Source organism: Mycobacterium sp. NGS33 (assembly GCF_059812885.1).
The window spans coordinates 131750-156644 of the sequence record NZ_JCALDN010000009.1; the positions used below are offsets into that span (position 1 = coordinate 131750).

At 68.8% G+C, this 24895-nt stretch carries 27 protein-coding genes and 1 pseudogene; 21 read left to right on the forward strand and 7 right to left on the reverse strand.

What is annotated here, in order from left to right; translation table 11 throughout:
* Positions 1 to 2: 2 nt before the first annotated feature.
* Entirely contained in the window at positions 3 to 743 is a 741-nt protein-coding gene (locus AC5Y5B_RS16395; protein ID WP_112632093.1) for a glucose 1-dehydrogenase, read from the forward strand.
* A gap of 274 nt (positions 744 to 1017) precedes the next feature.
* A complete protein-coding gene (locus tag AC5Y5B_RS16400) occupies positions 1018 to 2358 on the forward strand; it encodes an FAD-binding oxidoreductase (protein ID WP_112632094.1) in 1341 nt (446 codons plus the stop codon).
* Here the strand turns inward: AC5Y5B_RS16400 and AC5Y5B_RS16405 are convergent.
* The 4 genes from AC5Y5B_RS16405 to AC5Y5B_RS16420 all read right to left on the reverse strand — a co-directional run bounded on the left by AC5Y5B_RS16405 (position 2355) and on the right by AC5Y5B_RS16420 (position 5167).
* Positions 2355 to 2900: a TetR/AcrR family transcriptional regulator gene (locus tag AC5Y5B_RS16405; protein WP_112632095.1), complete on the reverse strand. Its 546-nt coding sequence runs from the start codon at positions 2898 to 2900 to the stop codon at positions 2355 to 2357. The genes AC5Y5B_RS16400 and AC5Y5B_RS16405 overlap by 4 nt on opposite strands.
* 52 nt (positions 2901 to 2952) lie before the next feature.
* On the reverse strand, positions 2953 to 3783 hold the full coding sequence (locus AC5Y5B_RS16410; protein ID WP_500005966.1) for a thioesterase family protein: 831 nt from the start codon (positions 3781 to 3783) through the stop codon (positions 2953 to 2955).
* A gap of 15 nt (positions 3784 to 3798) precedes the next feature.
* Positions 3799 to 4617, reverse strand: coding sequence for an SMP-30/gluconolactonase/LRE family protein (locus AC5Y5B_RS16415; protein ID WP_500005967.1), 819 nt, complete (start codon positions 4615 to 4617; stop codon positions 3799 to 3801).
* A 73-nt stretch (positions 4618 to 4690) separates the two neighbouring features.
* Positions 4691 to 5167: an SRPBCC family protein gene (locus AC5Y5B_RS16420; RefSeq protein ID WP_500005968.1), complete on the reverse strand. Its 477-nt coding sequence runs from the start codon at positions 5165 to 5167 to the stop codon at positions 4691 to 4693.
* Between the two features lie 130 nt (positions 5168 to 5297).
* Between AC5Y5B_RS16420 and AC5Y5B_RS16425 the strand changes: the two genes are divergently transcribed.
* Genes AC5Y5B_RS16425 through AC5Y5B_RS16435 form a run of 3 tightly spaced genes read left to right on the forward strand, consistent with a single transcriptional unit; the run spans position 5298 to position 8294 of the window.
* Complete coding sequence (locus tag AC5Y5B_RS16425) at positions 5298 to 6188, forward strand: acyl-CoA thioesterase (protein WP_112632125.1); 891 nt, start codon at positions 5298 to 5300, stop codon at positions 6186 to 6188.
* Positions 6189 to 6192: 4 nt separating this feature from the next.
* Positions 6193 to 7113: an LLM class F420-dependent oxidoreductase gene (locus tag AC5Y5B_RS16430; RefSeq protein WP_112632099.1), complete on the forward strand. Its 921-nt coding sequence runs from the start codon at positions 6193 to 6195 to the stop codon at positions 7111 to 7113.
* A complete protein-coding gene (locus AC5Y5B_RS16435; protein WP_112632100.1) occupies positions 7113 to 8294 on the forward strand; it encodes an acyl-CoA dehydrogenase family protein in 1182 nt (393 codons plus the stop codon). Before AC5Y5B_RS16430 ends, AC5Y5B_RS16435 begins: the two co-directional genes overlap by 1 nt.
* On the opposite strand, the gene AC5Y5B_RS16440 is transcribed toward AC5Y5B_RS16435, so the two are convergent.
* Entirely contained in the window at positions 8278 to 8964 is a 687-nt protein-coding gene (locus AC5Y5B_RS16440; RefSeq protein WP_112632101.1) for a DUF427 domain-containing protein, read from the reverse strand. The two genes, AC5Y5B_RS16435 and AC5Y5B_RS16440, sit on opposite strands and share 17 nt — an antisense overlap.
* Before the next feature lie 101 nt (positions 8965 to 9065).
* Here AC5Y5B_RS16440 and AC5Y5B_RS16445 point away from each other — a divergent pair, with 101 nt between their 5' ends.
* From AC5Y5B_RS16445 to AC5Y5B_RS16490, 10 genes are all read left to right on the forward strand, one after another.
* A complete protein-coding gene (locus AC5Y5B_RS16445; protein WP_112632102.1) occupies positions 9066 to 10244 on the forward strand; it encodes a CoA transferase in 1179 nt (392 codons plus the stop codon).
* Positions 10245 to 10404: 160 nt separating this feature from the next.
* Positions 10405 to 10968, forward strand: a complete 564-nt coding sequence (locus AC5Y5B_RS16450) for a hypothetical protein (protein WP_112632103.1) — start codon at positions 10405 to 10407, stop codon at positions 10966 to 10968.
* Positions 10969 to 10971: 3 nt separating this feature from the next.
* Positions 10972 to 11676, forward strand: coding sequence for an NIPSNAP family protein (locus tag AC5Y5B_RS16455; protein WP_500005969.1), 705 nt, complete (start codon positions 10972 to 10974; stop codon positions 11674 to 11676).
* Positions 11677 to 11738: 62 nt separating this feature from the next.
* The gene (locus AC5Y5B_RS16460) at positions 11739 to 12914 is read left to right on the forward strand and encodes a cytochrome P450 (protein WP_165821756.1); all 1176 of its coding nucleotides are present in this window, start codon (positions 11739 to 11741) and stop codon (positions 12912 to 12914) included.
* 1 nt (position 12915) lies between these two features.
* A complete protein-coding gene (locus tag AC5Y5B_RS16465; RefSeq protein ID WP_112632105.1) occupies positions 12916 to 13884 on the forward strand; it encodes a zinc-binding dehydrogenase in 969 nt (322 codons plus the stop codon).
* Between the two features lie 4 nt (positions 13885 to 13888).
* Positions 13889 to 14647 carry an HpcH/HpaI aldolase family protein gene (locus AC5Y5B_RS16470; RefSeq protein WP_500005970.1) on the forward strand — a complete coding sequence of 253 codons (759 nt, stop codon included), beginning with the start codon at positions 13889 to 13891 and terminating at the stop codon, positions 14645 to 14647.
* On the forward strand, positions 14644 to 15045 hold the full coding sequence (locus AC5Y5B_RS16475; RefSeq protein ID WP_112632107.1) for a nuclear transport factor 2 family protein: 402 nt from the start codon (positions 14644 to 14646) through the stop codon (positions 15043 to 15045). The genes AC5Y5B_RS16470 and AC5Y5B_RS16475 overlap by 4 nt, the downstream gene beginning before the upstream one ends.
* Positions 15042 to 15770, forward strand: coding sequence for an SDR family NAD(P)-dependent oxidoreductase (locus tag AC5Y5B_RS16480; protein WP_500005971.1), 729 nt, complete (start codon positions 15042 to 15044; stop codon positions 15768 to 15770). The genes AC5Y5B_RS16475 and AC5Y5B_RS16480 overlap by 4 nt, the downstream gene beginning before the upstream one ends.
* Complete coding sequence (locus tag AC5Y5B_RS16485; protein ID WP_112632109.1) at positions 15752 to 17272, forward strand: flavin-containing monooxygenase; 1521 nt, start codon at positions 15752 to 15754, stop codon at positions 17270 to 17272. Before AC5Y5B_RS16480 ends, AC5Y5B_RS16485 begins: the two co-directional genes overlap by 19 nt.
* Entirely contained in the window at positions 17269 to 18207 is a 939-nt protein-coding gene (locus AC5Y5B_RS16490; protein WP_112632110.1) for an alpha/beta hydrolase, read from the forward strand. The genes AC5Y5B_RS16485 and AC5Y5B_RS16490 overlap by 4 nt, the downstream gene beginning before the upstream one ends.
* Here the strand turns inward: AC5Y5B_RS16490 and AC5Y5B_RS16495 are convergent.
* Positions 18204 to 19316: an alcohol dehydrogenase catalytic domain-containing protein gene (locus tag AC5Y5B_RS16495; protein WP_112632127.1), complete on the reverse strand. Its 1113-nt coding sequence runs from the start codon at positions 19314 to 19316 to the stop codon at positions 18204 to 18206. The genes AC5Y5B_RS16490 and AC5Y5B_RS16495 overlap by 4 nt on opposite strands.
* A 14-nt stretch (positions 19317 to 19330) precedes the next feature.
* Between AC5Y5B_RS16495 and AC5Y5B_RS16500 the strand changes: the two genes are divergently transcribed.
* Positions 19331 to 19807, forward strand: a complete 477-nt coding sequence (locus AC5Y5B_RS16500) for an acyl-CoA thioesterase (protein WP_112632111.1) — start codon at positions 19331 to 19333, stop codon at positions 19805 to 19807.
* Positions 19808 to 19838: 31 nt separating this feature from the next.
* A complete protein-coding gene (locus AC5Y5B_RS16505) occupies positions 19839 to 20279 on the forward strand; it encodes an SRPBCC family protein (protein WP_500005972.1) in 441 nt (146 codons plus the stop codon).
* Positions 20280 to 20315: 36 nt separating this feature from the next.
* On the opposite strand, the gene AC5Y5B_RS16510 is transcribed toward AC5Y5B_RS16505, so the two are convergent.
* The gene (locus tag AC5Y5B_RS16510) at positions 20316 to 20993 is read right to left on the reverse strand and encodes a GntR family transcriptional regulator (protein ID WP_205869052.1); all 678 of its coding nucleotides are present in this window, start codon (positions 20991 to 20993) and stop codon (positions 20316 to 20318) included.
* Positions 20994 to 21177: 184 nt separating this feature from the next.
* On the opposite strand from AC5Y5B_RS16510, the gene fadD5 reads away from it, so the two are divergent.
* From fadD5 to AC5Y5B_RS16530, 4 genes and pseudogenes are all read left to right on the forward strand, one after another.
* The gene (gene fadD5, locus AC5Y5B_RS16515; RefSeq protein WP_500005979.1) at positions 21178 to 22764 is read left to right on the forward strand and encodes a fatty-acid--CoA ligase FadD5; all 1587 of its coding nucleotides are present in this window, start codon (positions 21178 to 21180) and stop codon (positions 22762 to 22764) included.
* A 302-nt stretch (positions 22765 to 23066) separates the two neighbouring features.
* Positions 23067 to 23882, forward strand: a complete 816-nt coding sequence (locus AC5Y5B_RS16520; RefSeq protein ID WP_112632113.1) for an MlaE family ABC transporter permease — start codon at positions 23067 to 23069, stop codon at positions 23880 to 23882.
* Between the two features lies 1 nt (position 23883).
* Entirely contained in the window at positions 23884 to 24753 is an 870-nt protein-coding gene (locus AC5Y5B_RS16525; RefSeq protein WP_112632114.1) for an ABC transporter permease, read from the forward strand.
* Between the two features lie 6 nt (positions 24754 to 24759).
* Positions 24760 to 24895 (forward strand): annotated as a pseudogene (locus AC5Y5B_RS16530) (MCE-family protein MCE1A); the annotation flags it as partial.

Consider the following 24895-nt stretch of genomic DNA (forward strand, 5'->3'; position numbering starts at 1 on the left):
GCGTGGGTCGGGTAGACGGCAAGGTAGCGCTGATCAGTGGTGGCGCGGGCGGTATGGGAGCCGAAGACGCACGGTTGCTGGTCGAGGAGGGCGCCAAGGTCGTGATCGGCGACATCCTGGACGACCAGGGCAAGGCGCTGGCCGACGAGATCGGCGAGTCCGCGCGCTACGTGCACCTCGACGTCACTCAGCCCGACCAGTGGGACGCCGCGGTTGCCACCGCGGTGAGCGAATTCGGCAAGCTCAACGTGTTGGTCAACAACGCCGGCACCGTCGCGCTCGGCCCGCTGAAGAGCTTCGATCTGGCCAAGTGGCAGAAGGTGATTGACGTCAACCTGACCGGGACGTTCCTGGGCATGCGGGCGTCGGTCGAGCCGATGATCGCGGCCGGGGGCGGCTCGATCATCAACGTGTCGTCCATCGAGGGCCTGCGCGGCGCGCCCATGGTGCACCCCTACGTCGCGTCCAAGTGGGGCGTGCGCGGCCTGGCGAAATCGGCGGCCCTGGAGCTGGCGCCGCACAACATCCGGGTCAACTCGGTGCACCCGGGGTTCATCCGCACCCCGATGACCGCGCACCTGCCCGAGGACATGGTGACCATCCCGCTGGGCCGCCCGGGCGAGGTCCGCGAGGTCGCCACCTTCGTGCTGTTCCTGGCCAGCGACGAGTCGTCCTACTCCACCGGCAGTGAGTTCATCATGGACGGCGGCCTGGTCACCGACGTGAATCACAAGGAGTTCTAGGGCGGGCGCGTTTCACGCGCCGGAAGGCATGCTGCTGTTGCCCGCCTCTGAGCGACAACCGGTGGCGGTCACTCGTGGTTGCTCCCGGGTCGCTTCCGCGCGGATCGGTTGTCGCTCAGAGGCGGGCAACGATCCATATGCCCGATGTTTGACGGGGGTGCGAGAACAGCCATTTCGAAGAGTGTTTCCGCGCGGTCCCGCCGCCGCCGGGCCGAATCCGGACAACACGCGGCCGGTGTGATCACCGCTTGCCGGCGGTGCTATAACCGCGAGCATGCTGCGCAGCCTGGCGGGCCTGGTCGGATCGAACCACGTCGTCACCGATCCCGACGTGCTGGCGGCGCGCAGCGTCGACCACACCGGCCGCTACCGCGGCAAGGCGAGCGCCCTGGTGCGGCCGGGCACGGCCGAGCAGGTCGCCGAGGTGCTGCGGGTGTGCCGCGACGCCGGCGCGCACGTGACGGTGCAGGGCGGGCGGACCTCGCTGGTGGCCGGCACCGTTCCCGAGCACGACGACGTGTTGTTGTCCACCGAGCGGCTGCACGCCGTGGCCGATGTCGACACCATCGAACGCCGCATCGAGGTGGGCGCCGGAGCCACCCTGGCCGCGGTGCAACGGGCCGCCGCCGCAGCCGGTTTGGTGTTCGGCGTGGACCTGGCCGCCCGTGACACCGCGACCGTGGGCGGCATGGCGTCGACGAACGCCGGCGGCCTGCGCACGGTCCGCTACGGCAACATGGGCGAGCAGGTCGTCGGCGTGCAGGTGGCGCTGCCCGACGGCACACTGCTGCGCCGGCACAGCCGGGTGCGCCGGGACAACACCGGCTACGACCTGCCGGCGCTGTTCGTGGGCGCCGAGGGCACGCTGGGCGTCATCACCGAGCTGGACCTGCGGCTGCACGCCGCCCCGTCACACCGGGTGACCGCGATCTGCGGGCTTGCCGACCTCGACGCGCTGGTGACGGCCGGGCGGGTGTTCCGCGACGTGGACGGCATCGCCGCCCTGGAATTGATCGACGGCCGGGCCGCCGCGCTGACCGGGGAGCATCGCGGCGTCGGTTCGCCGGTCTCCGGCGACTGGCTGCTGCTGGTGGAATTGGCCGCCGACCACGACCAGACCGAGCGGCTCGCCGAGCTGCTCGATGACGTCCCGATGTGTGGCGAGCCCGCGGTCGGGGTGGATCTCGTTGCGCAGCAACGGTTGTGGCAGGTGCGCGAATCGCTGGCCGAGGTGCTCGGCGTGTACGGACCACCGCTGAAATTCGATGTGTCGCTGCCGCTATCGGCGATCAGCGAATTCGAGAGCCACGCAATCGAATTGGTGCACACCCATGCCCCCGACGCGCTGCCGGTGTTGTTCGGCCACGTCGGCGAGGGCAACCTGCACCTGAACGTGTTGCGCTGCCCTGCCGACCGCGAGCGGGCGCTGTATGAGCCGATGATGGAGCTCATCGCGCGGTCCGGCGGCAACGTCAGCTCCGAACACGGCGTCGGCAGCCGCAAACGGCCGTATCTGGGGATGTCCCGCGAGGCCGCCGATATCGCCGCGATGCGCACGGTCAAAGCGGCCCTGGACCCGACGGGATTCCTTAATGCCGCGGTGCTTTTCGATTAACTCCCCTTGATCCCCACCGCGTGCCGCAGCTGCGCCAAAAACTGATCGGCATCATCGCTGCGCACGATGTAGTGCGAGATCGCGATCCGGATCACGGTGGCCGCCTTCACCGCCGCGTTGGGCCCGGGCAGGTGGCGCTGCAGTCCCTCACGCATCTGCGGGATGACCCAGGAGAACTGGGCGATGGTGTGCTCGGGCTCGACGTCGACCATGCGCACACCGGAGTACGAATGCTGGTACTCAACGATGAACCGCAGCACCGCGTCCAGCTTGTCCACGCCCTTCAGGCCCGCGGTGGCCTTCACCAATCCGCTCTCGAAGATCTGGCGCTCGTAGGCCGAAAACGCCGACAGCAACTCCTCTTTCGAGGCGAACCAGCGGTACAGCGTCGGGCGGGAGACCCCGGCCTGGGTGGCGACGTCGGACAGACTCAGCTTGGTCTTGCCGTTACGGCCGAGCACCTCGGCGGTGGCCGCCAGAATCCGCTGACGGGTCGAGGTGTCGTTGTCGGCGATCGTCGTCGCCCGGGCCGGCTGGCTCATGATTCAAACTCTTCGCGGTGTCGCCGAGGTGTCATGATCATTCGCTCCCACGTTAGGCCCGAGGCGGGCGCCGGCGCACCAACACCGACTGCTGGATGGCGCCGACCGCGCCCTGCTCGTCGAACAACGTGCCGATGGTCGTCCCGATCCCGTCCGGCCCGTAGCTGGTCTCCGCCCGAATGCCGATCCAGTCGCCATCAGGAACACGAAACACATGCACCGCGAGATCGGTGTTGAGGAACGTCCATTTCGTGATGTCGAGCTTGCTGCCGATGCCGTTGGCGCAGTCGGCCACCGCGAACAGCCGCTCCAGCTGCGTCATGGACTCGCCGTTGACCAAATCGACCGTCGGGTTGATCCACGATTCGCCGGGCCCTTCGCTCAGCGGCTCGGTCAGCCACAGCCACTGCAGGCTGTGCACGTAGTTGCGGTCCCAGTCGCGCGCCTTGAGGTTGCGGTCGAAGGCCTCGGCCCGCGGCCGCGGCGGCGCGGCGGCCGCGTGCGCCAGGGACTGCGTGTCCTGGTGCTGCAACCGCCATCCGGTGGCGCGCGCCACCGAGCGCGGGGTCCCGTCGGGGCCCGGGGCCAGCATTTCGGCGCCGAGCAACTCGATCTGCTTGCCGGGGCGTTGCACCTGCGCGCGCACCCACAGGTCGCCCTCGGCCGGGACGCCGCCCAACAGGTCGATGACCACGCGGGACAACCGGGTGTCGTCGCGCTGTTCACACCGCTCCAGCGCCCGGACCAGCAGCGCGGACACCGGACCGCCGTGCTGGATGGCCGCCGACCAGGTGCCGCGCGCCAGATCGGTCGCCCGGAACCTCTCGCCCAACCCGGCGTCATCGCCGGCCGGGTCGATCAGCTCGTAATAGGCGTCGGTCATCGTCAACCTCTCGGGTCAGGGCAGGCCGGCGCCGGGGGTGGTCACCGTGACCGCATCCAGCCGGGAAAGCCGGGTGCCGGCCAGGCGCTGAGGATAGGCCTCCGTGCTCGACAACAAAAACAGGGTGCGGCGCTGCGGACCGCCCAGCGCGCAGGCGATGGCGACCCGCTCGCCCATGTCGATACGGTCGGTCACGTCGCCGCCGGCGGTGATCCGCTCGAACTGATGGGCCAGCGTCATCGACGCCCACACCCCACCGTCGGCGTCCAGTGCGATGCCGTCGGGCGGCCCGTCCAGCCCGTCGGCGAAAACCCGGCGGTCGGACAGTCCGCCGTCGGCGGCGATCGAAAAGGCCGTCAACCGCCGGCCCGTCGACTCGGCGACGATCAGCGTCGTGCGATCCGGGGTGATCGCCATGCCGTTGGGGAAGTCGAGGTCGTCGGCCACCACGCTGGCGCCGTCGTCGGGATCCAGCCGGAGGATGACGCCGCCGCGCAACGCTTGGCAGCCGATGTAGGCGCGGCCCGCGTCGTCGATGACCATGTCGCCGAGGTTGGCGGGCGCGAGGTCGGCGAGATCGGCGATGGTGACGACGGTTTCGCCGTCATAGCGCAGCACCTGCCGGTCCTCGGTCGACGCGATCAGCAGCGACCCGTCGGGCCGAAACCCCAGGCCCGACGGCGAATGCCCGGGCAGCGGCAGCGTGGTCAGCGATCCGCCCATGGTCGCGGTGTGCACGGCTTCGCCCAGCATGTCGGAGAACCAGAGCAGGCCCTCGAACCAGCGCGGGCCCTCGCCGAAGCAGAATCCGTTGGCCAGCGGCTCGGGGATCATCGGTCCCCGCCTGGCGCAACAAGCTCTGCTTTACAAAACACCGAAAAAGTGTCATGCACCGCGGGTACCGGTGTCAATCTGCCTGCCGGGCGAGCTCGCGGGCCACGGCCTCGTGGTATGCGTCGATCTTGGCCGGATTGGCCTGCATGAAGAGCTGATCGGGCAGCGGGGCGTGCTTGTACGCCTCGATCGTCATGGTCCGGGAGAACAGCGTGACGTCCTGCCCCGGCCTGGTGAAGTGGTAGGAGACCGTGATGCGCCCCTCCATGCCGCCGTTACCGTCGCGGTCATGGCCCAGCCGGCCGACCGAGGTGAACACGAACCGCGTCGGGCGCACCGCGGCGGCCAGCTGCCACGTGAAAACGCGGTCGCCGTCGGGGCCGGCTTCCTCCCAGGTATCACCGACCTTGAGCGGGAGCCGCGGCAGGTTGGCGATGTGGGCGCTGCCGGGGTAGGTCTTGGTCCAGTTCTGCGGGTTGGTGACGAAGTCGTACACCGTTTCGGCGGACTGGGTGAACGCGGTCTCCGAAGTGGTCGTCACGATGCCCAATTGCGTTGCCTCCCTGTGCTTTCGGTCGCCCCGCCGCTCGGCGGGTCCGCCGTCTTGTTAGCCAAGCTTTACAAATCCTACTCAAAGTGTCACGCTGAGCGCTGAGCTGCGAGCGCGAGAGGTGACGGGATTGACGAAGGCGTCTGAGGAATCCGCGCAGACCGAATGGACCGTGCAGGGCCTGCTGGATCTGTTTGACGTGCAGGCCGACGGGGACGACACGTTCACCGGTGAGACCGGCATCGCGGCGGGTGACGAACGCCAGGTGGTGGAGGGCACCCAGGTGCTCGCGCAGGCGATCGTCGCGGTGGCGAAGCGATTCCCCGACAAGTCGGTGCGCTCGGCGCACGCGGTGTTCTCCCGGGCCGTGGTGGTCGGCCCGCCGATAGAACTCGTCCTCGACGTCGTGGCCGAAGGCCGGTCGACGGCCACCGCGGTGGTCGCCGTGCATCAGAACGGCCGGCGCTGCCTGAGCATCACGGTGCTGGCCGACGTCCCCACCGACGACGTCATCCGTCACCACCTGCCGCGCCCCGACGTCGCCGCGCCGGCGGACGCGAACCCCTCGCCGATGCCGATGGTCGGCCGGGAGCTGCGCCTCGTCGACGTCGTCGACGTCAACAGCCCCGACGAGGTCGGCCCGCCGGAGCTCTACGCGTGGCTGCACTACGACCCGATCCCGACCCGCGACGAACTAGCCAAGGCGCTGCTCGCGTACTTCACCGGCCATCTCGGGATCTCCACGACCATGCGGGCGCACGAGGGCATCGGCACCGCCCAGGCGCACCTGACCGTGTCGACCGCGCCGATGAGCATCTCGGTCGCCTTCCACGAACCGGTGGACTGGACCGGGTGGCTGCTCTACACCCACGAGAGCACCCAGGTCGGCGCGGGCATGTCGTATGTGCGCGGGACCGTGCACTCGGAAGAGGGCGAGCTGCTGGCCTCTTTCGCCCAGGAGGCGCTGATCCGTCCGCTGCGCACCAGCGACACGGCGATCGACTCTCGCGCGCGGTTCTAAGGCCATGCGGTTCACCATCACCCACCCGATGCACAGCCATCCGTACAACCCGGAGCTGGTGAGCGGGGACGGGATCGGCAAGGTGGCCGCCGCGACCGAGGCGGCCGGAATTCACGGCTTCGGCTTCACCGACCATCCGGCGCCCTCGCAGCGCTGGCTCGAGGCCGGCGGACACGACGCGTTGGATCCCTTTGTCGCTTTGGGTTTCGCGGCGGCGACGACGTCGACGCTGCGGCTGATCCCCAACATCGTGGTGCTGCCGTACCGAAACCCGTTCGTGGTGGCCAAGTCCGGCGCCACCCTGGACCTGCTCTCGGGTGGACGGTTCACGCTCGCGGTGGGAGTGGGTTATCTCAAGCGCGAGTTCGCGGCCCTGGGGGTGAGCTACGACGAGCGAGCCGAGTTGTTCGAGGAATCGCTGCAGGTGATCCGGGCCATCTGGACCGGCGACGATATCTCCTTCGAGGGCAAGCATTTCAGCGCGCGTGGCATCACCGCGCACCCGCGCCCAGTCAGCGATCCGCACCCGCCGATCTGGATCGGCGGCAACACGTCGTCGTCGCGGCAGCGGGTCGCCCAATACGGCGACGGCTGGTGCCCGTTTCCCGCACCCCCGCAGCTGGCCCAGACGGCCGGCACCGCGGCCATCGACTCCGTGGCGAAGCTCGCCGACGGCATCGACGACCTGAAGTGCAGATGCGATGCGGCGCAGCGTGATTGGTCGTCGATCGACATTTCGTTCACCAACTTCGACGGCGGCAGCATCACCGACGATGACTTCAACGCCGACGCCTACCTGCACGGCCTGGAGAAGCTGGAGAAGCTGGGCGTGACGTGGGTCAGCATCCACCTACCCGGTGACAGCCTGACGCACGCGCTCGAAACCCTCGACCGGTTCCGCACCCTGGTTATCGACGCGGCCTGATGGACTTCTCCCGCGTCGACCTTTCGCCCGAGGATCAGAAATTCCTCGACGAGACCCGGGCGTTCATGGCCGAACACGTCACCGAGGAAGTGCGGCGGCGCGATCGGGAAACCGGCGAGAACTTCAGTGAGCCGGTGCATTTGGCGCTGGGCGAGGCGGGGTATCTGACGTCGGACTGGAAGCTGGAGTCCGAAGGGGGATTCGACCCGGTGCGCCGGCGAATCTTTCACCTCGAGATCGGCCGTGCTCACACGCCGTGGTTCCACTGGGGCACCACGGCGGTCGTCGCGCGGTTGGTCCAGCAATTCGGGGCGCCCGAACTCGCCGACGCGATCCTGCCGGGCGTGCTGTCCGGGGAGATCCGGCTCTGCCTGGGTTACACCGAGCCCGAGGGCGGCTCCGACGTCGCCACCTGCAAGACCCGGGCCGTGCGCGAGGCGGACGGATCGAGCTGGATCATCAACGGCTCCAAGATGTTCACCTCGAACGCGCAGAACGCCGAGTACGTCTTCCTGCTCACCAACACCGATCCGCAGGGACGTAAACACAAGAACCTCACCATGTTCCTGGTGCCGCTGGACTCCGACGGCATCGAGATCCAGGGCATCCGCACGCTGGACGGTGACCGCACCAACATCGTGTATTACAGCGACGTGCGGGTCGACGACCTCTACCGGATCGGTGAGGTCAACGGCGGCTGGACGGTGATGCGGTCCGCCCTCGACGCCGAGCATGGCGTTACCGACCCGCAAGACCATGGCCTGCAGAACATTTCGATGCTATCGGAGCACGGTCACCTGATGGCCGAGGCGGCCGACGGCGTCGCGGCGATCCTGTCGACACCCGATGCGGCCGGCCGGCGACCGATCGACGACGAGGCGATCAGATACCGGCTCGGGCGCAGCATGGCCCGCATCGAGGCGGCCATGTCGACTCCCGGAATGTATGGGCGTGTGGCGCTCATTCAAACCATGCGGGAGGTATCCCAGGAGTTGATGGACCTGCTGGGGACGGCATCGGCATTGCCCACCGACACACCGGGTTCGCCCGACGACGGAGCCATCGAATTCATCTTCCGGCACGCCGTGCCCGCCGGCATCTACGGCGGCACCATGGAGGTGTTCCGCAACATGATCGCCCAGCACGAGCTGGGGCTCGGGCGTCCTAGCTACGGGCGCTGACCGGCAGCTCGGCCGTCACCTCGGCGCGGGTCTCGTCGAAACTCAGAAACCCCTTGATGGGCAGGCTTTCCGGCGGCGGGCCGGGATAGCTCCAGGCGACGTCCGGCACGACGTGGTCGCCCGAGGCGAACGACCAATACGTCGCGAAGCCCTTGTAGTTGCAGTAACTCTCCGTCTGCGAGGGCCGCAGCATGTCGGTGCGCACGTGGGCCGGATCGACGTAGAGCCGCGGGGCGAGGGCGGTTTCGAAGACGATCACCGTGTCGTCGGTGTCCACCAGCGTGGTGCCCTCGACGCGCACACGCAGGCGGCGCTGGGTCGGGCGGCAATCCACCCGGTGATAGGGATTGGGCGGGTAGTGCACGAGCCGGCGCCCCTCTTCCAGCCAGGTGTCGACCGCATCCCAGGGCACCTGGACGAAACCCGGCGCCTCGGGTTCGGGCTCGCTCGGGAGGTCGCCGACCTCGTCGGCGGCGAAGGCGTAGCTCAGCGGCCTGCCCCGGCGGTGCACCATCAGCGCCCGCTCGGTGTCGATCACCACGCGCCCGTCCTTGACGGCCTGCACTCGCCGGGGATGCGGTTCCACGTAGACGACGTCGTCTGGGATGGCGGGCGCGAAGCGGCCCGCGGGATCCCCGCTGAGCGGACCCCGACCGGCCACCAGACTCATGCGTGCAAGCCTAAGGCCACCGACCGTCGCGCTAGCGTGGCACTCGGCATCCGGCGTCACGCTGGCGTGACGCTCGAACGGCAGAGAGCGGGAACTTACCCATGGCGGGACCGGTAGCAGGCGTCAAAGTCGTCGAACTCGGGGTCTGGGTGGCCGGACCGGCGGCCGGCGGCATCCTGGCCGACTGGGGCGCCGACGTGATCAAGATCGAGCCGCCGACGGGCGACCCGGCGCGCATGTTCGGCCGGATGCTGGGCTGCGACCTGGGCCTGAACCCGCCGTTCGAGATGGACAACCGGTCCAAGCGCAGCGTCGTACTGGACCTGGGCACCGACGAGGGCCGCGGCACCGCCTTCGAATTGCTTTCCGACGCAGACGTTTTCCTCACCAACGTGCGGCCCGGCGCGCTGCAGCGGCTCGGCCTGGACTTCGCGTCGGTGTCGGCGGCCAACCCCCGCCTGGTCTACGGGCTCATCACCGGATACGGCGAAAGCGGCCCCGACGCCGACCGCGCCGCCTTCGACGTGGCCGCGTTCTGGTCCCGGGCCGGGGTGGCCCACCTGCTCACCCGGCCCGGCGACACGCCGCCGTTTCAGCGCGGCGGCATGGGCGACCACTCCGCCGGGATGACGATGGCGGCGGCGGTGTGCGCGGCACTGCTCGCGCGGGAGCGCACCGGGACGGGTCAACTGGTGACGACCTCGCTGTACCGGCAGGGCGCCTACACCGTGAGCTTCGACCTCAACACCTACCTGATGAGCGGGCAACCGATCGCGATCGGCCAGCGCGAATCGATGGGCAACCCGTGCATGAACAACTACGCCGCCGCCGACGGGCGGCGGTTCTGGATCGTCGGCCTCGAGCCCGAGCGGCACTGGCCGGCGCTGTGTCGCGCGGTGGGCCGGCCCGAGTGGCGCGACGACCCCCGCTTCGCCGATGCCCGGGCCCGCGCGGCGAACTCGGCCGCGCTGATCGCCGCGCTCGACGACATCTTCGCGACGCGGCCCCTCGACGAATGGGCGCGGGTCTTCGCCGGCGAACCGGATTTCTTCTGGTCGCCGATCAACACCCTGGAGGACGTCGTCGCCGACGAGCAGTTCCACGCCTCGGGCGGAATTGTTTATGTGCCCGATGGCGCTGATGAACAAGCCGCCGTGCCGATGGTCGCGACACCGGCGGACTTCCACGGCACGCCCTGGGCACCGCGTTCTGCGGCACCGGAACTCGGGCAGCACACCGAGGAAGTCCTGGCCGACCTCGAGGCGCGCCGCGGTTCTTGACGGGCTGCCCGAAGCTTTACAAATTTCGCCGGAAGTGTCACGCTGTGCGGTGAGCCGCGTCGCCCGGTGCGTGATGCGGCTCCAGCCCCTTGGAAAAGCCCATGACAAGCGCGTGAGACCCGCCAGCGGACCGCGGCGGGTGGTGGTGAGGAATGGATCGATGGTCGCTCCGACGTTTGACATCAGCAAGAGCAGCGCTGCGGAAGCAACCCGCGCCAACGGCGAGGGCCTGCGTTATCGACTCGACGTGGTGGCGGCCAGCGCCGTCGATGTCGTGCAATCGGCGGGCGGTTGGCTCTACGACCGGGCCATGGCCGGTTGGGAAGTGACCGTGCTGCTCCCGCGGGGCTGCGACACCCGCTCGCTGCGCATCCTGGGGGTGCGGGCAGCAGACCTCGAGCCGGAACTCGCCGGGCTGGGGGAGGGCTCCACGAGCCTGGCCGTCAGCGCCGAGGCCTTCACCGCGGATGCGCGGGTGCGTGCCGTCGTCCTCGAGTCGCTGGACAGCCGGCTCACCGAGGTCGCGCTGTGGGGTGACGGCTGGCCCCTGGGCGTGGACCGCGCGACCACGCGGGCGCAGCACCTGCTCAGCGGTGCGGCGCGCATGTTCAAGGGCTATGCGCTTGCCGCGGAGGGCATTCCGGCCACGACGGTCGGCGCCACCGAGGCGCTGCTGTGCGACGTGGGTTCGGGGTCCGACTCAGAGCTGATCCGGCTCGACTAGGCCATGAAGAAGTACTTCCGACACACGCTGCTCTACCTGCACGAGACGATCTCACTGGGATCCGGGCGCAGCGCGGAGTTCGCCGGGATCTTCGCCGACACCTATCAGCCGATGATGGAACAACTCGGCGCCCGGCTGTTCGCGATCTGGGAATCCACGCCCTACAACGGTCACTGGCCGCAGGCGACGGTCATCTGGGAGATCGACGGGTTCGCCGATTACGCCAGGATCGGCGCCGCGCAGGCGCGCGGCGGCAGCCACGAGGCGGCAGCCGGGAAGTGGGCGGCGTTCCTCGCCGACATCGGTGCCTCGGGTGAGGGCCGCATCATGTACCCCGGGCCCAGCAACAAGACGCTCGCCCAGCTGCGTGAGGCCAATTTCACTGCGCCACTGGTGATTCAAGAGATCATGCAGACCAAGCCGGGCCGCCAGGACGACTACATCCGCGAACTGGAGCGGCTCTACGTTCCGTGGTCGGAACGTACCGGTAAGCGCTGGCTCGGTTCGTTCACCACGACCTTCCGCTACAACGAAGTCATCCACTACTGGGCGCTCGACGGCGGCTGGGACTGCTTCGCCGAGCACTATCCCTCGTGGAAAGAGAGCCCGCCGGCGGAAATCGTCACCTGGATGAGCGTGGCCCCCGCCTTGCGCGACGGCTGGGAGGACTCCATTCTGCAGGCCCTACCGCCCTCGCCGCTGCAGTGACGGAACAACGAAACACGGTGAATGCCACCGACTTCAGCTACGATCCGTTCGATGCTGCGGTGATGGCGAACCCGTTGCCGTACTACCGGATCCTGCGCGACCACCACCCGGTGTACTACATGCCGCAGTGGGACACCTTCGCGCTGTCGCGGTTCGAGGACATCTGGACGGTGCTGGAAGTCAACAACGGCACCTTCGTCGCCTCGGAAGGGACACTGCCGCCGGCATCGGTTCTGGCGCAACACAACAGCGGCCCGGTCGACGACCCGCCGCTGCACCCGCTGCCGTTTCATGCCATGTTCGACGCCGACCTGTACGGCGAGATCCGGCGCACCCACTCCCGGCCGTTTCGGCCACGGTCGGTCACGGACCTCGAGGGCCGCATCCGCGCGCTGGCCAACGAGCGCCTCGACGCGCTGCTGCCGGGCGGTTCGTTCGACCTGACCCAGGACTACGGCGGCATCGTGGTGGCCGCCATCGTCTGCGAACTGTGCGGTATCCCCACCGATCTCGCGCCACAGGTCCTCGCCACGGTCAACGCCGGCAGCCTTGCCCAGCCCGGCGAAGGCGTGGACACCGGGCAGGCGCGGCCCAACTACTTCGAATACCTGCTGCCCGCGGTCGCGCGCCGCCGCGCCGATCCGTCCGGGGGACCCCTCGACGTGGTCGATGGCCTGCTGGGCTATCACCTGCCCGACGGCAGCGCGCTCGACGACATGGAAGTCGCGACCCAGATGCTGTGCATCTTCATCGGGGGAACCGAGACCGTGCCCAAGATCGTCGCCCACGGCCTCTGGGAGCTCAGCCGCCGGCCCGACCAGCTGGCCGCCGTGCGCGCCGACCTGGAGAACAACGTGCGCATCGCCCGCGACGAGATGATCCGATTCTGCGCGCCGGCCCAATGGTTCGCGCGAACCGTGCGCAAGCCCTACGAGATTCACGGCGAAACCCTCAACCCGGGCCAACGCGTCATCACCCTGCTCGCCTCGGCCAACCGCGACGAGCGGGAATACCCCGAGCCCGACGAGTTCATCTGGGATCGGCCCATCCGCCGCTCGCTGGCGTTCGGCCGTGGCCAGCACTTCTGCATCGGATATCACCTGGCGCGGCTGGAAGTGGCTGTGCTGCTGGCCGAATGGCTCCGCCGGGTCCCCGACTACGCGATCAACGGTGACGCCGCCACCCGGCTGCCGTCCAGCTTCCAATGGGGCTGGAACAACATCCCGGTGGAGGTGTGACGTGTGGTCCTACCGGATCATCGCCCCCTATCTGTTCGAGCGCACCACGATTGACGACAAGACGGCCGACTGCCTGGCCGACGGACAGGTGTTGCTGCGGTTTTCGGCCGCGGGCGTCTGCGGCAGCGACCTGCCGGCCTTCCGCGGAGCCAAGGGCCGGATCCCCGGCGACGACGGCCGAAGCGGTGCCGAGAAAGACGGCTTTCCCATCCACGAGGTCGCCGGCGAGGTGATCGCCAGCCGGCATCCCGCGCACCGTCCCGGGGATCACGTGGTCGGCTGGGCGTCCGGGTTCGACGGCATGATGGAACGCGTCGTGAGCAACGGCGACGGGCTGGCTCCCTACGATCCGGCCCTGACCCCCGCGCAGGCGGTGGGGCTGCAGCCCCTGGCCTGCGTCCTCTACGCGTGCGAGCAGCTCGGCGACCTGGCCGGCCGGCACGTCGCGATCATCGGCCAGGGATCGATCGGCCTGCTGTTCTCCTACGTCGCCAAGGCGGCGGGTGCGCGGCGTGTCACCGGGGTCGATCCGATCGACCGCCGCGATCTGGCAACGGCTTTCGGCGTCGACGACCCGGTGCGCGCCACCAGTGACCGCTGGGTGAGTCAGCTCGATCCCGCCGACCGCGCCGACGTCGTCATCGAGGCCGTCGGCCACCAGGTCGCCACCCTGACCCATGCGATCGACGCGGCGGCCCCCGGCGGCACCGTGTTCTATTTCGGCGTCGCCGACGACGAGATGTATCCGATCAGCATGCGGGCGATGCTGCGCAACAATCTGACCCTGAAATCCGGTGTGACGCTGGATCGCCGGCGAATGTTGGAGCTTGCGGGCAAGTTCGCCGCCGAGCACCCGTGGCTGCTGGGCGCCTACCTGACCCACACGTTCGGAATCGACGGTGTGCAGGACGCCTTCGACCTGGCCTGCCGGCCGGACCCCGGACGCATCAAGATCGCGATCGCCGGATGAGCCGATGACGGACGCTTCGCCGAGCAATCTGCAGCAGGCGCTGAGCCGCAAGACCCCGATCTTCGGCGGCTGGGTCACCGGCCCGACTGCGCTGGGCCCTGAGGAATTCGCCCGCGCCGGTTATGATTACGTCGGCTTCGATGCCCAACACGGGTATCTCGACGACGCCGGCGTCGCCGAAATCCTGCGTCGGATCGAGCACCTGCCGGTGGGGACGGTCGTGCGCCTGCCCAACGCCGACGCCGCACCGATCGGGCGGGTTCTCGACGCCGGCGCGGACGCCGTTGTCATCGCGATGATCGAGTCGGCGGATCAGGCCGCCGCGGCGGTGTCCGCCACCCGCTATCCGCCGAGGGGCGTGCGCAGCTTCGGCCCGCTACGCGCCAGCCTGGGGCACGACCCCGCCGCACACGAGTCGCGCGTCAGCGTGTTCGCGATGATCGAGACCGCGGCGGCGCTGGCCGGCATCCACGAGATCTGCGCCGTCGACGGCCTCGCCGGAATCTACGTCGGCCCGGCCGATCTGGCCATCTCGCTGGGGGCCGGCGTCGTCGGCGCTACCCGCCATCCGGACGTGTTGGACGCGATCGTGCGCGTCCACCGGGCGGCGGTCGACGCGGGTCTGGTCACCGGCATTCACGCCGGGGACGGCAAGACGGGCCACGCCATGGCGCAGTTGGGGTTCGCGATGATCACCCTGGCCGCCGAGTCACAAGCGTTGCGGCGGGGCGCCGCCGAACACCTGCGCGAGGCGACGCAATGACGCACGACGACCACGCCGAAATCCGCGAGCTGCTCACCGGCTACGCCCTGGCACTGGACGCCGGTGACTTCGACCAGTGCGTCGCGCTGTTCGCACCCGACGGCGAATTCCTGGTGTACGGCACGACCTTTGCGGGTCGCGTCGCGATCGCGGGCATGTTCCGCGACGCGGCCCGCGGCCTGCACCTGACCGGAAGCGCGCGGATCGAGGTCGAGGGGGAACGCGCCACCGCACGCTCACAGGTGCTGTTCGTCCGCGCCGGCGACCTGCAGCTGCGGCCCGCCCTCTACGACGACGAGCTGACCCGCACCGGCGGGCAGTGGCGGTTCGCGCGGCGCCGCTGCCGCTTCATCACCAGCACCGGATTGGCCGACAGCCCCGAGGTGAGTTCAGCATGAGTCAACGCGTCGCACTGGTGACCGGCGCCGCCGGCGGACAGGGCTGGGCCATCGCCAAACGCCTTCGCGGAAAAGGGTTTTCGGTCGCGGCCTGCGACCGGCGGGCCGAGGAACTGCACGCCGGGGCGGCCGAGGCGGGCGACGACGGCCTGATGGCCGTCGAGCTGGACGTGACCTCACCCGCGCAGTGGGACTCCACGGTGGCCGAGGTCGTCGGCCGGTTCGGATCGTTGAGCACGCTGGTCAATTGCGCCGGGGTGCTGCACCGGGCGCCGTTGGCCGAGGAGACGGCCGAAGGCTTCGAAAACTCCTGGCGCGTCAACTGTTTGGGCCCATTTCTCGGAATTCGCGCAGCGCTGCAGCACCTCCGCGCGGCCCCGAACGCGTCCATCGTCAACGTCTGCAGCACCGGCGCCATCCGGCCCTTCCCGCAGCACGCCGCGTACGGGTCGTCGAAGTGGGCCCTGCGCGGGCTGACCCAGACCGTCGCGGCCGAACTCGCGCCCGCCGGCATCCGGGTCAACGCCGTCTTTCCGGGACCGATCGCCACCTCGATGCTCGACGACGCCACCCAGACGCGACTGGCCGCGGCATCGATGTTCGGGCGGATCGGCGAGGCCGGCGAGGTGGCCGACGCCGTGGCCTTCCTGGTGTCCGACGAGGCGTCGTTCATCACCGGCGCCGAACTCGTCATCGACGGTGGCCAATGCCTGCAGATCCGATGAGCGAGTTCTCCATCGGCGTCATCGGCGCCGGGCCCGGCGGCCTGGCGCTGGGAATCATGCTGTCGCGGGCCGGGTTCCACGATTTCACCATCTTCGACCGCGAGGACGGGGTCGGCGGCACCTGGCGGATCAACACCTATCCGGGGCTGGCTTGCGACGTCAAATCACACCTCTACTCCTACTCGTTCGACCTGAATGCCGATTGGTCGAGGCTGTGGTCGGGGCAACCCGAAATCCTGGACTACTTCCAGCGCTGCGCCGACAAGTACGGATTGCGGCCGCACCTGCGGTTGCGCACCGAAATCAAAGCAGCGCACTGGGATGCCGACACCCAACTGTGGTGTCTGACCACCGCGTGTGGCGACCAGCACCACTTCAACGTGGTCGTGTCGGCCGTCGGCCTGTTCACCCGGCCGCTGCTGCCCGAGCTCGTCGAAGAAGAGCCGTTCACCGGAACACTGATGCACTCGGCGCGCTGGGATCATTCGATACCGTTGGCGGGCAAGAGGATCGCCGTGCTGGGCACCGGATCGACGGCCTCCCAGCTGATCCCGGAGCTGGCCAAGGTGGCCGACACGGTGTACTCCGTGCAGCGGTCGCCGACCTGGATCCTGCCGAAGCCCGACCGGCACTACACGCCACGGGAGCGCTGGGCGTTCGCGCACCTGCCGCTCGCCAAACGGCTGTACCGCACCCGGCTGTGGCTGCGCAGCGAATCCAACATCGCCGTGATCGAGCACGGCAGCGACAAGACCGAACAATTCAAGGCCGTCGCGCTGGGGCTGCTGGAAAAGACCGTCGACGACGAGGACCTGCGGCGCAAGCTCACGCCCGATCACCCGATGGGCTGCAAGCGGCTGGTCTTCTCCTCGGACTACCTGGCCGCGCTGACTCGGCCCAACGTCGAGGTGGTGACCAGCCCCGCGCGCTACCTGCGCAGGCGCTCCCTGGTCACCGAGGACGGCACCGAGCGCGAGGTCGACGTGGTGGTCTGTGCGACCGGGTACGCCGCGGCCGACTACCTCGCCGAGCTGGAGGTGTCCGGCGAACACGAGCTCACCCTGCGCGAGGTGTGGCGCGACGGGGCGCACGCCTACCTCGGCATGGCCGTGCCGGGATTCCCCAACTTCTTCATGCTGTACGGACCCAACACCAACGTCGGCTCCAACAGCGTCATCTTCATCCTCGAGGCGCAGGCCCGCTACATCGTGCGGGCATTGAAGTACCTGCGGCGCCGGGGTAAGCGCTACGTCGCGGTGCGTCCGGCCGCACTGGCCGACTTCGTCGCCAAAATCGATCGGTGGATGGTGGGCACCGTCTGGACCACCCAGTGCAGCAACTACTTCCGCGCACCCAACGGGCGAGTGGTCACGCAGTGGCCGCGCAGCGCACGGGCCTTCTGGGGCATGACGCGCCGCTTCCGGCCGGCCGACTTCCGCTTCACCGCGCCCGCCCCCGCGGAACCCGAGGTGTTCACCGTGCCCGAGCGGGGCGCCCGGTGACGCAGCTGGACGGCGCCGAACGCCTCGATCCCGCACTGCGGGACGTCGCCACGACGCGAACCGACTTCTCGCTGGCCGCAATCGAACTCACCCGCGCACCGTTCAACGAACGCCGCCGGCTGGCCGCCGAACAGACCGACGCACACGGGGTCCGGATCGTCGAGGACAGCGTGCCGACCGAATCCGGCGGCGTCGGGGTGCGCATCTACCGCGGCGGCCCGGCCGACCGGGCGCCCGCGGTGGTGTACTGCCACGCCGGCGGTTTCGCGCTGGGCAACCTCGACACCGATCACCGCCAGTGCGTGGAGCTTTCGCGCCGCGGCCGCTGCACGGTGGTCTCGGTGGACTACCGGCTGGCGCCCGAACATCCCTACCCGGCCGCGCTCGACGACGCCGGCGCCGTCGTGCGGTGGGTGACCGCGAACGCGGGGAACCTCGGCGTCGATCCAACCCGCCTGGCCGTCGCCGGTAGCAGCGCCGGCGCCACCCTGGCCGCGTGCCTGGCGCAGCACGCCGCCGACGGGTCACTGCCGCCGGTGGCATTCCAGTTGCTGCACCAACCCGTGCTCGACGATCGGGCCAGCGGCTCGAAGGCGGAATTCCGCACCAGCCCGGCGTTCGACGGCGAGGCCGCCGAGCTGATGTGGCGCTACTACCTGGGACCGGCGGCCCCATCGGCAGCCGCGGTGCCCGCACGCCGCGACGAATTCGCCGGACTGCCACCGGCGTTGATCACCTGCGCCGAAATCGACCCGTTCCGCGACGAGGCAATCGACTACGCGCTGCTGTTACTGCGCGCCGGAGTCTCGGCCGAACTGCACGTCTTCGCCCGCACCTGCCACGGATTCGATTCGCTGCTGCCCGAGTGGCCGGGCTCGCAACGACTGTTCGCGCTGCAAGGCGACGCCCTGTCCAGCGCGTTGCACGGCGACTAACCGTCGAATCTGATCAGCTGCCGCACTGCGGTGCCGTCGGCCAGATTGTCCATCGCCGCGTTGATGTCCTCCAACGCAATCGTCGAGGACACCAGCGATTCCACCGGCAGCCGGCCCGACTGCCACAGCTCGACGAACCGGGGGATATCCCGGCTGGGTACCGCGGAGCCGAGGTAGCTGCCGATCAACGACCGGCCCTCGGCCACAAAACCCAACGGGGACAATCTGATTCGTGCCGTGGGCGGCGGTAGCCCCACGGTGATGGTGCGCCCGCCGGGTGCGGTCAATCCGATCGCGGTCTCCAGCGCGGCGGGATGGCCGACGGCCTCGACGACCACCGCCGCCTTCACCGCCGCGTCGGCGGCCTGCTGCGGTGTGTAGGTCTCGTGGGCGCCCAGGCGGCGGGCGCCGGCCAACTTTTCCGGCAACTGGTCGACGGCGACCACCCGCACATCGTCGTATGTCAGCGCGGTGAGCAGCGCCGCCATCCCGACACCGCCCAGCCCGACCACCGCGACCGTCTCGCCCGGCCGCGGATGCCCCACGTTGAGCACCGCGCCACCACCGGTGAGCACGGCGCAGCCCAACAACGCGGCGACGTCGGGCGGCACGTCGGACGGCACCGGGACCGCGCTGGCCCGATTGACGACCGCGTGTGTCGCGAAGCCCGACACCCCGAGGTGGTGATACACCGGATGCCCGGCGCGGCTGAGCCGAATGTCGCCGCCGAGCAAGGTGCCGGCGCCGTTGGCCGCGCTGCCCGGTTCACACGGCGTCAGGCCCTGGGTCGCGCACGCCGCGCAATGACCGCACCGCGGCAGGAAGACCAGCACCACCCGCTGACCCACGGCCAGGTCGGCGACCCCCTCGCCGACTCGCTCGACGATCCCGGCGGCCTCGTGGCCGAGCAGCATCGGTACCGGCCGCACCCGGTTGCCGTCGACCACCGACAGGTCCGAGTGGCAGATGCCGGCCGCCTCGACGCGGACCAGCACTTCGTCGCGGCCCGGTGGTGCGAGGTCGAGGTCGGTGACGGCGATGGGCCGCGACTGTGCATAGGGCCGGGGCGACCCGATGTGCTCCAGGACCGCGCCCCGAATTCCAGACATGTTGGAATACAACCATGGCGTCGGCTTCCGTAGTTCCGCCCGCACCGGACGGGCTGACCAGCAACGACTTTCCGGTGCTGTGGCCGGTGGGGACCCGGTGGGCCGACAACGACATGTTCGGCCACCTCAACAACGCCGTGTACTACCAACTGTTCGACACCGCGATTAACGCCTGGATCAACACGAACACCGGGTTGGACCCGATCACCACGCCCGCGCTGGGCATCGTCGCCGAATCGGGCTGCCGCTACTTCTCCGAACTGCAATTCCCGCAGCGCCTGGAGGTGGGTGTGGCCGTCACCCGGCTGGGCCGCAGCAGCGTCACCTACCGGCTGGGCGTGTTCCGGGCCGAGCCAGCGGACACCCGGGCGCGGCCGATCACCGCGCTGGGGCACTGGGTGCACGTCTACGTCGACCGGGAATCTCGCAAGTCCGTCCCGATTCCCGACGCCGTCCGCGCGCTGCTGGCGACGGCCGCCGTAGACCAATAAGGGCCCGATTTGCCCCGGATATGCTTCGCGCATGCCAGTGATGAGCAAGACCGTCGAGGTGGACGCCGACGCCGCATTGATCATGAAGATCGTCGGCGACTTCGCCGCCTACCCGCAGTGGAACGAGGAGATCAAGGGCCTGTGGGTGCTGGCCCGCTACGACGACGGGCGCCCCAGCCAGCTGCGGCTCGACACCGATTACCAAGGCATGCAGAGCATGTTCATCCAGGCCGTGTACTACCCCGGCGAGAACCAGATCCAGACCGTCCTGCAGCAGGGCGACCTGTTCACCAAGCAGGAACAGTTGTTCTCGGTCGTGCCGATGGGGGCGTCGAGCCTGCTGACCGTCGATCTGGACGTGGAAACGTCGATGCCGGTCCCGGCGCCCATGGTGAAGCAACTCCTCAACAACGTGTTGGACCACCTGGCCGAAAGCCTCAAGCAGCGCGCCGAGCAGCTGGCCGCGAGCTAGCTTGACGGCGGCGACCCGCTTCGCCCGGCTGACGGCTCAGATGATTCCGGTGCGGTCGCGCATCTCGGTCAGGCGGGCCGCCGCATCGGTGAACTGCCACACGGTGTGCTCGATCACCGCGGCGGTGTCGCGGCGGCGCAGCGCGGCGATCACCTGGCGATGGTTGTGCACGGCGGCCTCACCCCACTGCGGATCGGCCGCATAGACCAGCACCGGCATGTAGCGCGCGGCGTTGAGCAGGAACCAGGCCAGCTTGATCCGGCCGCTTGCCTGGTTGAAGACGCGGTGAAAAGCGAACTCGATACCGGCGATGGTTTCGGCGTCGGCGGACCCGACGGCCGCGGCCAGCGAGTCGTTGATCCGGTCCAGCTCGTCGATCTGGGCGTCGGTGATGTGGTCGGTGGCCGCCGCCGCCAGTTCGCGGGCGATCGACGCCTGCAGCCAGAAGATATCCTCGATGTCCTGCCGCGTCAGGGGCAGCACGACGTGGCCGCGGTGCGGTTCGAGCTGCACCATGCCCTCACCGCGCAGCTTGAGCAGGGCTTCACGCACCGGGGTGACGCTGACCCCGAGTTCGGCCGCGGTCTCGTCCAACCGGATGAACGTGCCCGGGCGGAGCGAGCCGGACATGATCGCCGCCCGCAGACGACCCGCCACCTCGTCGGACAACTGCGCCCTCCGCACCGGCCGCCGACTTCTCGGATGCATTGACATCGGTGCGTTCACGGGGAGCTGCCAGGGCTTTCGTGGGCTTGGCGGGACGGAGTTTACGTTTTGAAGGGCGTTAACCGGGACTTGTCAGTGGACGGCCAACGCCATAGTGTGACCCACACAACACTAAGTTTTATCAAATATCAACCTGGCGCAAGCGGTGCGCGAGTGAAGGGAAGTGTTGAGTTTGACCGCGCAATTGGCGAGCCATCCGACACAGGCGAACGAGCAGCCGTACCTGGCCCGGCGGCAGAACTGGGTGAACCAACTCGAGCGGCACGCGCTGATGCAGCCGGACGCGACCGCGCTGCGGTTCCTGGGCAACAGCCTGACGTGGGGTGACCTGCGCCGCCGGGTGGCGGCGCTGGCCGATGCGCTGAGCCGCCGGGGTGTCGGCTTCGGTGACCGGGTGATGATCCTGATGCTCAACCGCACCGAGTTCGTCGAATCGGTGCTGGCCGTCAACATGCTCGGCGCCATCGCGGTCCCGCTGAACTTCCGGCTCACCCCGCCCGAAATCGCGTTCCTGGTCCAGGATTGCGAAGCGCGCGTGGTCATCACCGAGCCGGTGCTGGCCCCGGTGGCCACCGGCGTCCGAGACATCGAGTCGCGGCTGGGCACCGTCGTGGTGGCCGGCGGCGCGACCGACGACAGCGTGCTCGGCTACGAAGACCTGATCGACGAGCCCGGCCAGGAGCACCAACCCGTCGACATCCCGAACGACTCGCCGGCGTTGATCATGTACACCTCGGGCACCACCGGCCGGCCGAAGGGCGCCGTGCTGACCCACACGAACCTGACCGGCCAGACCATGACCGGGCTGTACACCAATGGCGCCGACATCAACAACGACGTCGGGTTCATCGGGGTGCCGTTCTTTCATATCGCGGGCATCGGCAACCTGCTGACCGGGGTGCTGCTGGGCATCCCGACGGTGATCTATCCGCTGGGCGCGTTCGAGCCCGGGCAACTGCTCGACGCGCTCGCCGCGGAGAAGGTCACCGGGATCTTCTTGGTTCCCGCCCAGTGGCAGGCGGTCTGCGCCGAACAGCACGCGCGCCCGCGTGAGCTGAAACTGCGGGTGATCTCATGGGGCGCCGCGCCGGCTCCCGACGCGCTGCTGCGGGAGATGTCGGAGCGGTTCCCCGGCGCCCAGATACTGGCCGCGTTCGGCCAGACGGAGATGTCGCCGGTGACGTGCATGCTGCTTGGCGAGGACGCCATCCAAAAGCGTGGCTCGGTCGGCAAGGTGATCCCCACCGTGGCCGCCCGCGTCGTCGACGAGAACATGAACGACGTGCCGATCGGTGAGGTCGGCGAAATCGTCTACCGCGCACCGACTTTGATGGGCGGCTACTGGAACAATCCCGAGGCCACGGCGGAAGCGTTCGCCGGCGGCTGGTTCCACAGCGGCGACCTCGTCCGCATGGACGCCGACGGCTACGTGTGGGTGGTCGACCGCAAGAAGGACATGATCATCTCCGGCGGGGAAAACATCTACTGCGCCGAGGTGGAAAACGTCCTCGCCAGCCACCCCAGCATCGTCGAGGTCGCCGTGATCGGCCGGGCACACGAGAAGTGGGGGGAGGTACCGATCGCGGTCGCCGCTGTCGCGGGCGACAATTTAGCGCTCGAAGAGCTGGACGAGTTCCTGACCGAGCGGCTGGCGCGATACAAGCACCCCAAGGCTCTCGAGATCGTCGACGCGTTGCCGCGCAACCCCGCGGGCAAGGTGCTCAAGACTGAACTGCGAGTTCGCTACGGAGGCGGATAAATCGACTAAATCCATTCTAGGCCAAGCGGTTTTAGGAGCAGAGAGGAAAGTTGACGCGGGCTGTAACGTTTGCCAGCTGTTGGCGAAGGGTTAATTGTGCGGATGCAGTTCACACGTGGTTGGCCATCGGGTACATTCCTGTGGTCTCCGTTACTACTTGCCAGTAGGGAGCCGATGGTCACACACGTTGAGTCGGGGCGAGGCGGGGGCATCCCCAGCCGCCTCGCGGCGAGGGGGAAAGGCGTGCTTAACGATCCGCCGCGACGCCGGAAGGCGCGCGGTGACGGCGCGAGGGGGCAACGGTGACGTCAACGTCGACGAGTCGGCGGGGTCCCTACCTGGTTGGCTACGTGCGCGACCAACTGCAGCCGCCGCTGACGCTCGTCGGGGGATTCTTCCGGATGTGCGTGCTCACCGGGAGGGCGCTGTTCCGCTGGCCGTTCCAGTACCGCGAGTTCATCCAGCAATGCTGGTTCATCATGCGGGTGGCGTTCCTGCCGACCATCATGGTGTCGATCCCGCTGACCGTGCTGCTGATCTTCACCCTCAACGTCCTGCTGGCCCAGTTCGGGGCCGCTGACCTGTCCGGGGCCGGCGCGGCGATCGGCGCGGTCACCCAGCTCGGCCCGCTGACCACGGTGCTGGTGGTCGCCGGCGCCGGCTCGACCGCCATCTGCGCGGACCTGGGGGCCCGCACCATCCGCGAAGAGATCGACGCGATGGAGGTGCTCGGCATCGACCCGATCCACCGGCTGGTGGTCCCCCGGGTCGTCGCCGCGACCCTGGTCGCCACCCTGCTCAATGGCCTGGTGATCACCGTCGGTCTGGTCGGCGGCTACCTGTTCGGCGTCTACTTGCAAAACGTGTCGGGTGGCGCCTACCTGGCGACCCTGACCACCATCACCGGCTTGCCCGAGGTCGTCATCGCGACGGTCAAGGCGGCCGTCTTCGGGCTCATCGCCGGCCTGGTTGGGTGCTACCGCGGCCTGACCGTGCGCGGCGGCTCCAAGGGTCTGGGCACCGCCGTCAACGAGACCGTCGTGCTTTGCGTCGTCGCGCTCTACGCCGTCAACGTGGTGCTGACCACCATCGGCGTGCGGTTCGGGACGGGGCACTGACATGTCGACCTCCGCCGTCTTTCGCGCCCGGTTCCCCCGGGCGGCTGAAAACCTCAACCGCTACGGCCTCGCCGCGGCCCGGGGTCTCGACGACATCGGTCAGATGGCGTGGTTCGGCACCATCGCCGTGGGGCACATCCCGCACGCGCTGCGCAACTACCGCAAGGAGACCCTGCGCCTGATCGCCCAGATCGGGATGGGCACCGGCGCCATGGCGGTCATCGGCGGCACCGTCGCGATCGTCGGCTTCGTGACGTTGTCCGGTAGCTCGCTCGTCGCCATCCAGGGCTTCGCCTCGCTGGGCAACATCGGCGTCGAGGCGTTCACCGGGTTCTTCGCCGCACTGATCAACGTGCGCATCGCTGCGCCCGTCGTCACCGGCATCGCCATGGCCGCCACGGTCGGCGCCGGCGCCACGGCGGAGCTGGGCGCCATGCGCATCAGCGAGGAGGTCGACGCCCTGGAAGTGATGGGCATCAAATCGATCTCGTTCCTGGCCTCCACCCGCATCATGGCCGGGCTGGTCGTGATCATCCCGATCTACTCCATGGCCATCATCATGACTTTCCTGTCCCCGCAGATCACCACGACGGTGATCTACGGGCAGTCGAACGGCACCTACGAGCACTATTTCCGGACGTTCCTGCGGCCCGAGGACGTGTTCTGGTCGTTCCTCGAGGCCATCCTCATCACCGCGGTCGTGATGATCACGCACTGCTTCTACGGGTATGAGGCCGGTGGCGGCCCGGTCGGCGTGGGTGAGGCCGTCGGCCGGTCGATGCGCTTCTCACTGGTATCGGTACAGGTTGTCGTATTGGCCGCCGCGTTGGCGCTCTATGGCGTCAACCCCAACTTCGCGCTCACGGTGTAGCCGGCCATGTCCCGACCGATTCAGACCAACGCCCCGCGGACCCCGCCGTACAAGCTGGCCGGCGTGGCCCTGCTCGTCGTCGCCGCGCTCGCGCTGGCCCTGGTCTACGGGCAGTTCCGGGGCAGCTTCACTCCCAAGACCC

What these genes read in the sequence shown, in the direction of transcription:
- AC5Y5B_RS16460 (WP_165821756.1), top strand. Translation starts at nt 11,739, where the DNA reads ATGGCGAACCCGTTGCCGTACTACCGGATCCTGCGCGACCACCACCCG.
- AC5Y5B_RS16495 (WP_112632127.1), bottom strand. Translation starts at nt 19,316, where the DNA reads ATGTCTGGAATTCGGGGCGCGGTCCTGGAGCACATCGGGTCGCCCCGG.
- AC5Y5B_RS16525 (WP_112632114.1), top strand. Translation starts at nt 23,884, where the DNA reads ATGTCGACCTCCGCCGTCTTTCGCGCCCGGTTCCCCCGGGCGGCTGAA.
- AC5Y5B_RS16400 (WP_112632094.1), top strand. Translation starts at nt 1,018, where the DNA reads ATGCTGCGCAGCCTGGCGGGCCTGGTCGGATCGAACCACGTCGTCACC.
- AC5Y5B_RS16415 (WP_500005967.1), bottom strand. Translation starts at nt 4,617, where the DNA reads ATGATCCCCGAGCCGCTGGCCAACGGATTCTGCTTCGGCGAGGGCCCG.
- AC5Y5B_RS16455 (WP_500005969.1), top strand. Translation starts at nt 10,972, where the DNA reads ATGAAGAAGTACTTCCGACACACGCTGCTCTACCTGCACGAGACGATC.
- AC5Y5B_RS16430 (WP_112632099.1), top strand. Translation starts at nt 6,193, where the DNA reads ATGCGGTTCACCATCACCCACCCGATGCACAGCCATCCGTACAACCCG.
- AC5Y5B_RS16405 (WP_112632095.1), bottom strand. Translation starts at nt 2,900, where the DNA reads ATGAGCCAGCCGGCCCGGGCGACGACGATCGCCGACAACGACACCTCG.
- AC5Y5B_RS16435 (WP_112632100.1), top strand. Translation starts at nt 7,113, where the DNA reads ATGGACTTCTCCCGCGTCGACCTTTCGCCCGAGGATCAGAAATTCCTC.
- AC5Y5B_RS16500 (WP_112632111.1), top strand. Translation starts at nt 19,331, where the DNA reads ATGGCGTCGGCTTCCGTAGTTCCGCCCGCACCGGACGGGCTGACCAGC.
- AC5Y5B_RS16440 (WP_112632101.1), bottom strand. Translation starts at nt 8,964, where the DNA reads ATGAGTCTGGTGGCCGGTCGGGGTCCGCTCAGCGGGGATCCCGCGGGC.
- AC5Y5B_RS16480 (WP_500005971.1), top strand. Translation starts at nt 15,042, where the DNA reads ATGAGTCAACGCGTCGCACTGGTGACCGGCGCCGCCGGCGGACAGGGC.
- AC5Y5B_RS16510 (WP_205869052.1), bottom strand. Translation starts at nt 20,993, where the DNA reads ATGTCAATGCATCCGAGAAGTCGGCGGCCGGTGCGGAGGGCGCAGTTG.
- AC5Y5B_RS16470 (WP_500005970.1), top strand. Translation starts at nt 13,889, where the DNA reads ATGACGGACGCTTCGCCGAGCAATCTGCAGCAGGCGCTGAGCCGCAAG.
- AC5Y5B_RS16485 (WP_112632109.1), top strand. Translation starts at nt 15,752, where the DNA reads ATGCCTGCAGATCCGATGAGCGAGTTCTCCATCGGCGTCATCGGCGCC.
- AC5Y5B_RS16410 (WP_500005966.1), bottom strand. Translation starts at nt 3,783, where the DNA reads ATGACCGACGCCTATTACGAGCTGATCGACCCGGCCGGCGATGACGCC.
- AC5Y5B_RS16475 (WP_112632107.1), top strand. Translation starts at nt 14,644, where the DNA reads ATGACGCACGACGACCACGCCGAAATCCGCGAGCTGCTCACCGGCTAC.
- AC5Y5B_RS16505 (WP_500005972.1), top strand. Translation starts at nt 19,839, where the DNA reads ATGCCAGTGATGAGCAAGACCGTCGAGGTGGACGCCGACGCCGCATTG.
- AC5Y5B_RS16445 (WP_112632102.1), top strand. Translation starts at nt 9,066, where the DNA reads ATGGCGGGACCGGTAGCAGGCGTCAAAGTCGTCGAACTCGGGGTCTGG.
- AC5Y5B_RS16450 (WP_112632103.1), top strand. Translation starts at nt 10,405, where the DNA reads ATGGTCGCTCCGACGTTTGACATCAGCAAGAGCAGCGCTGCGGAAGCA.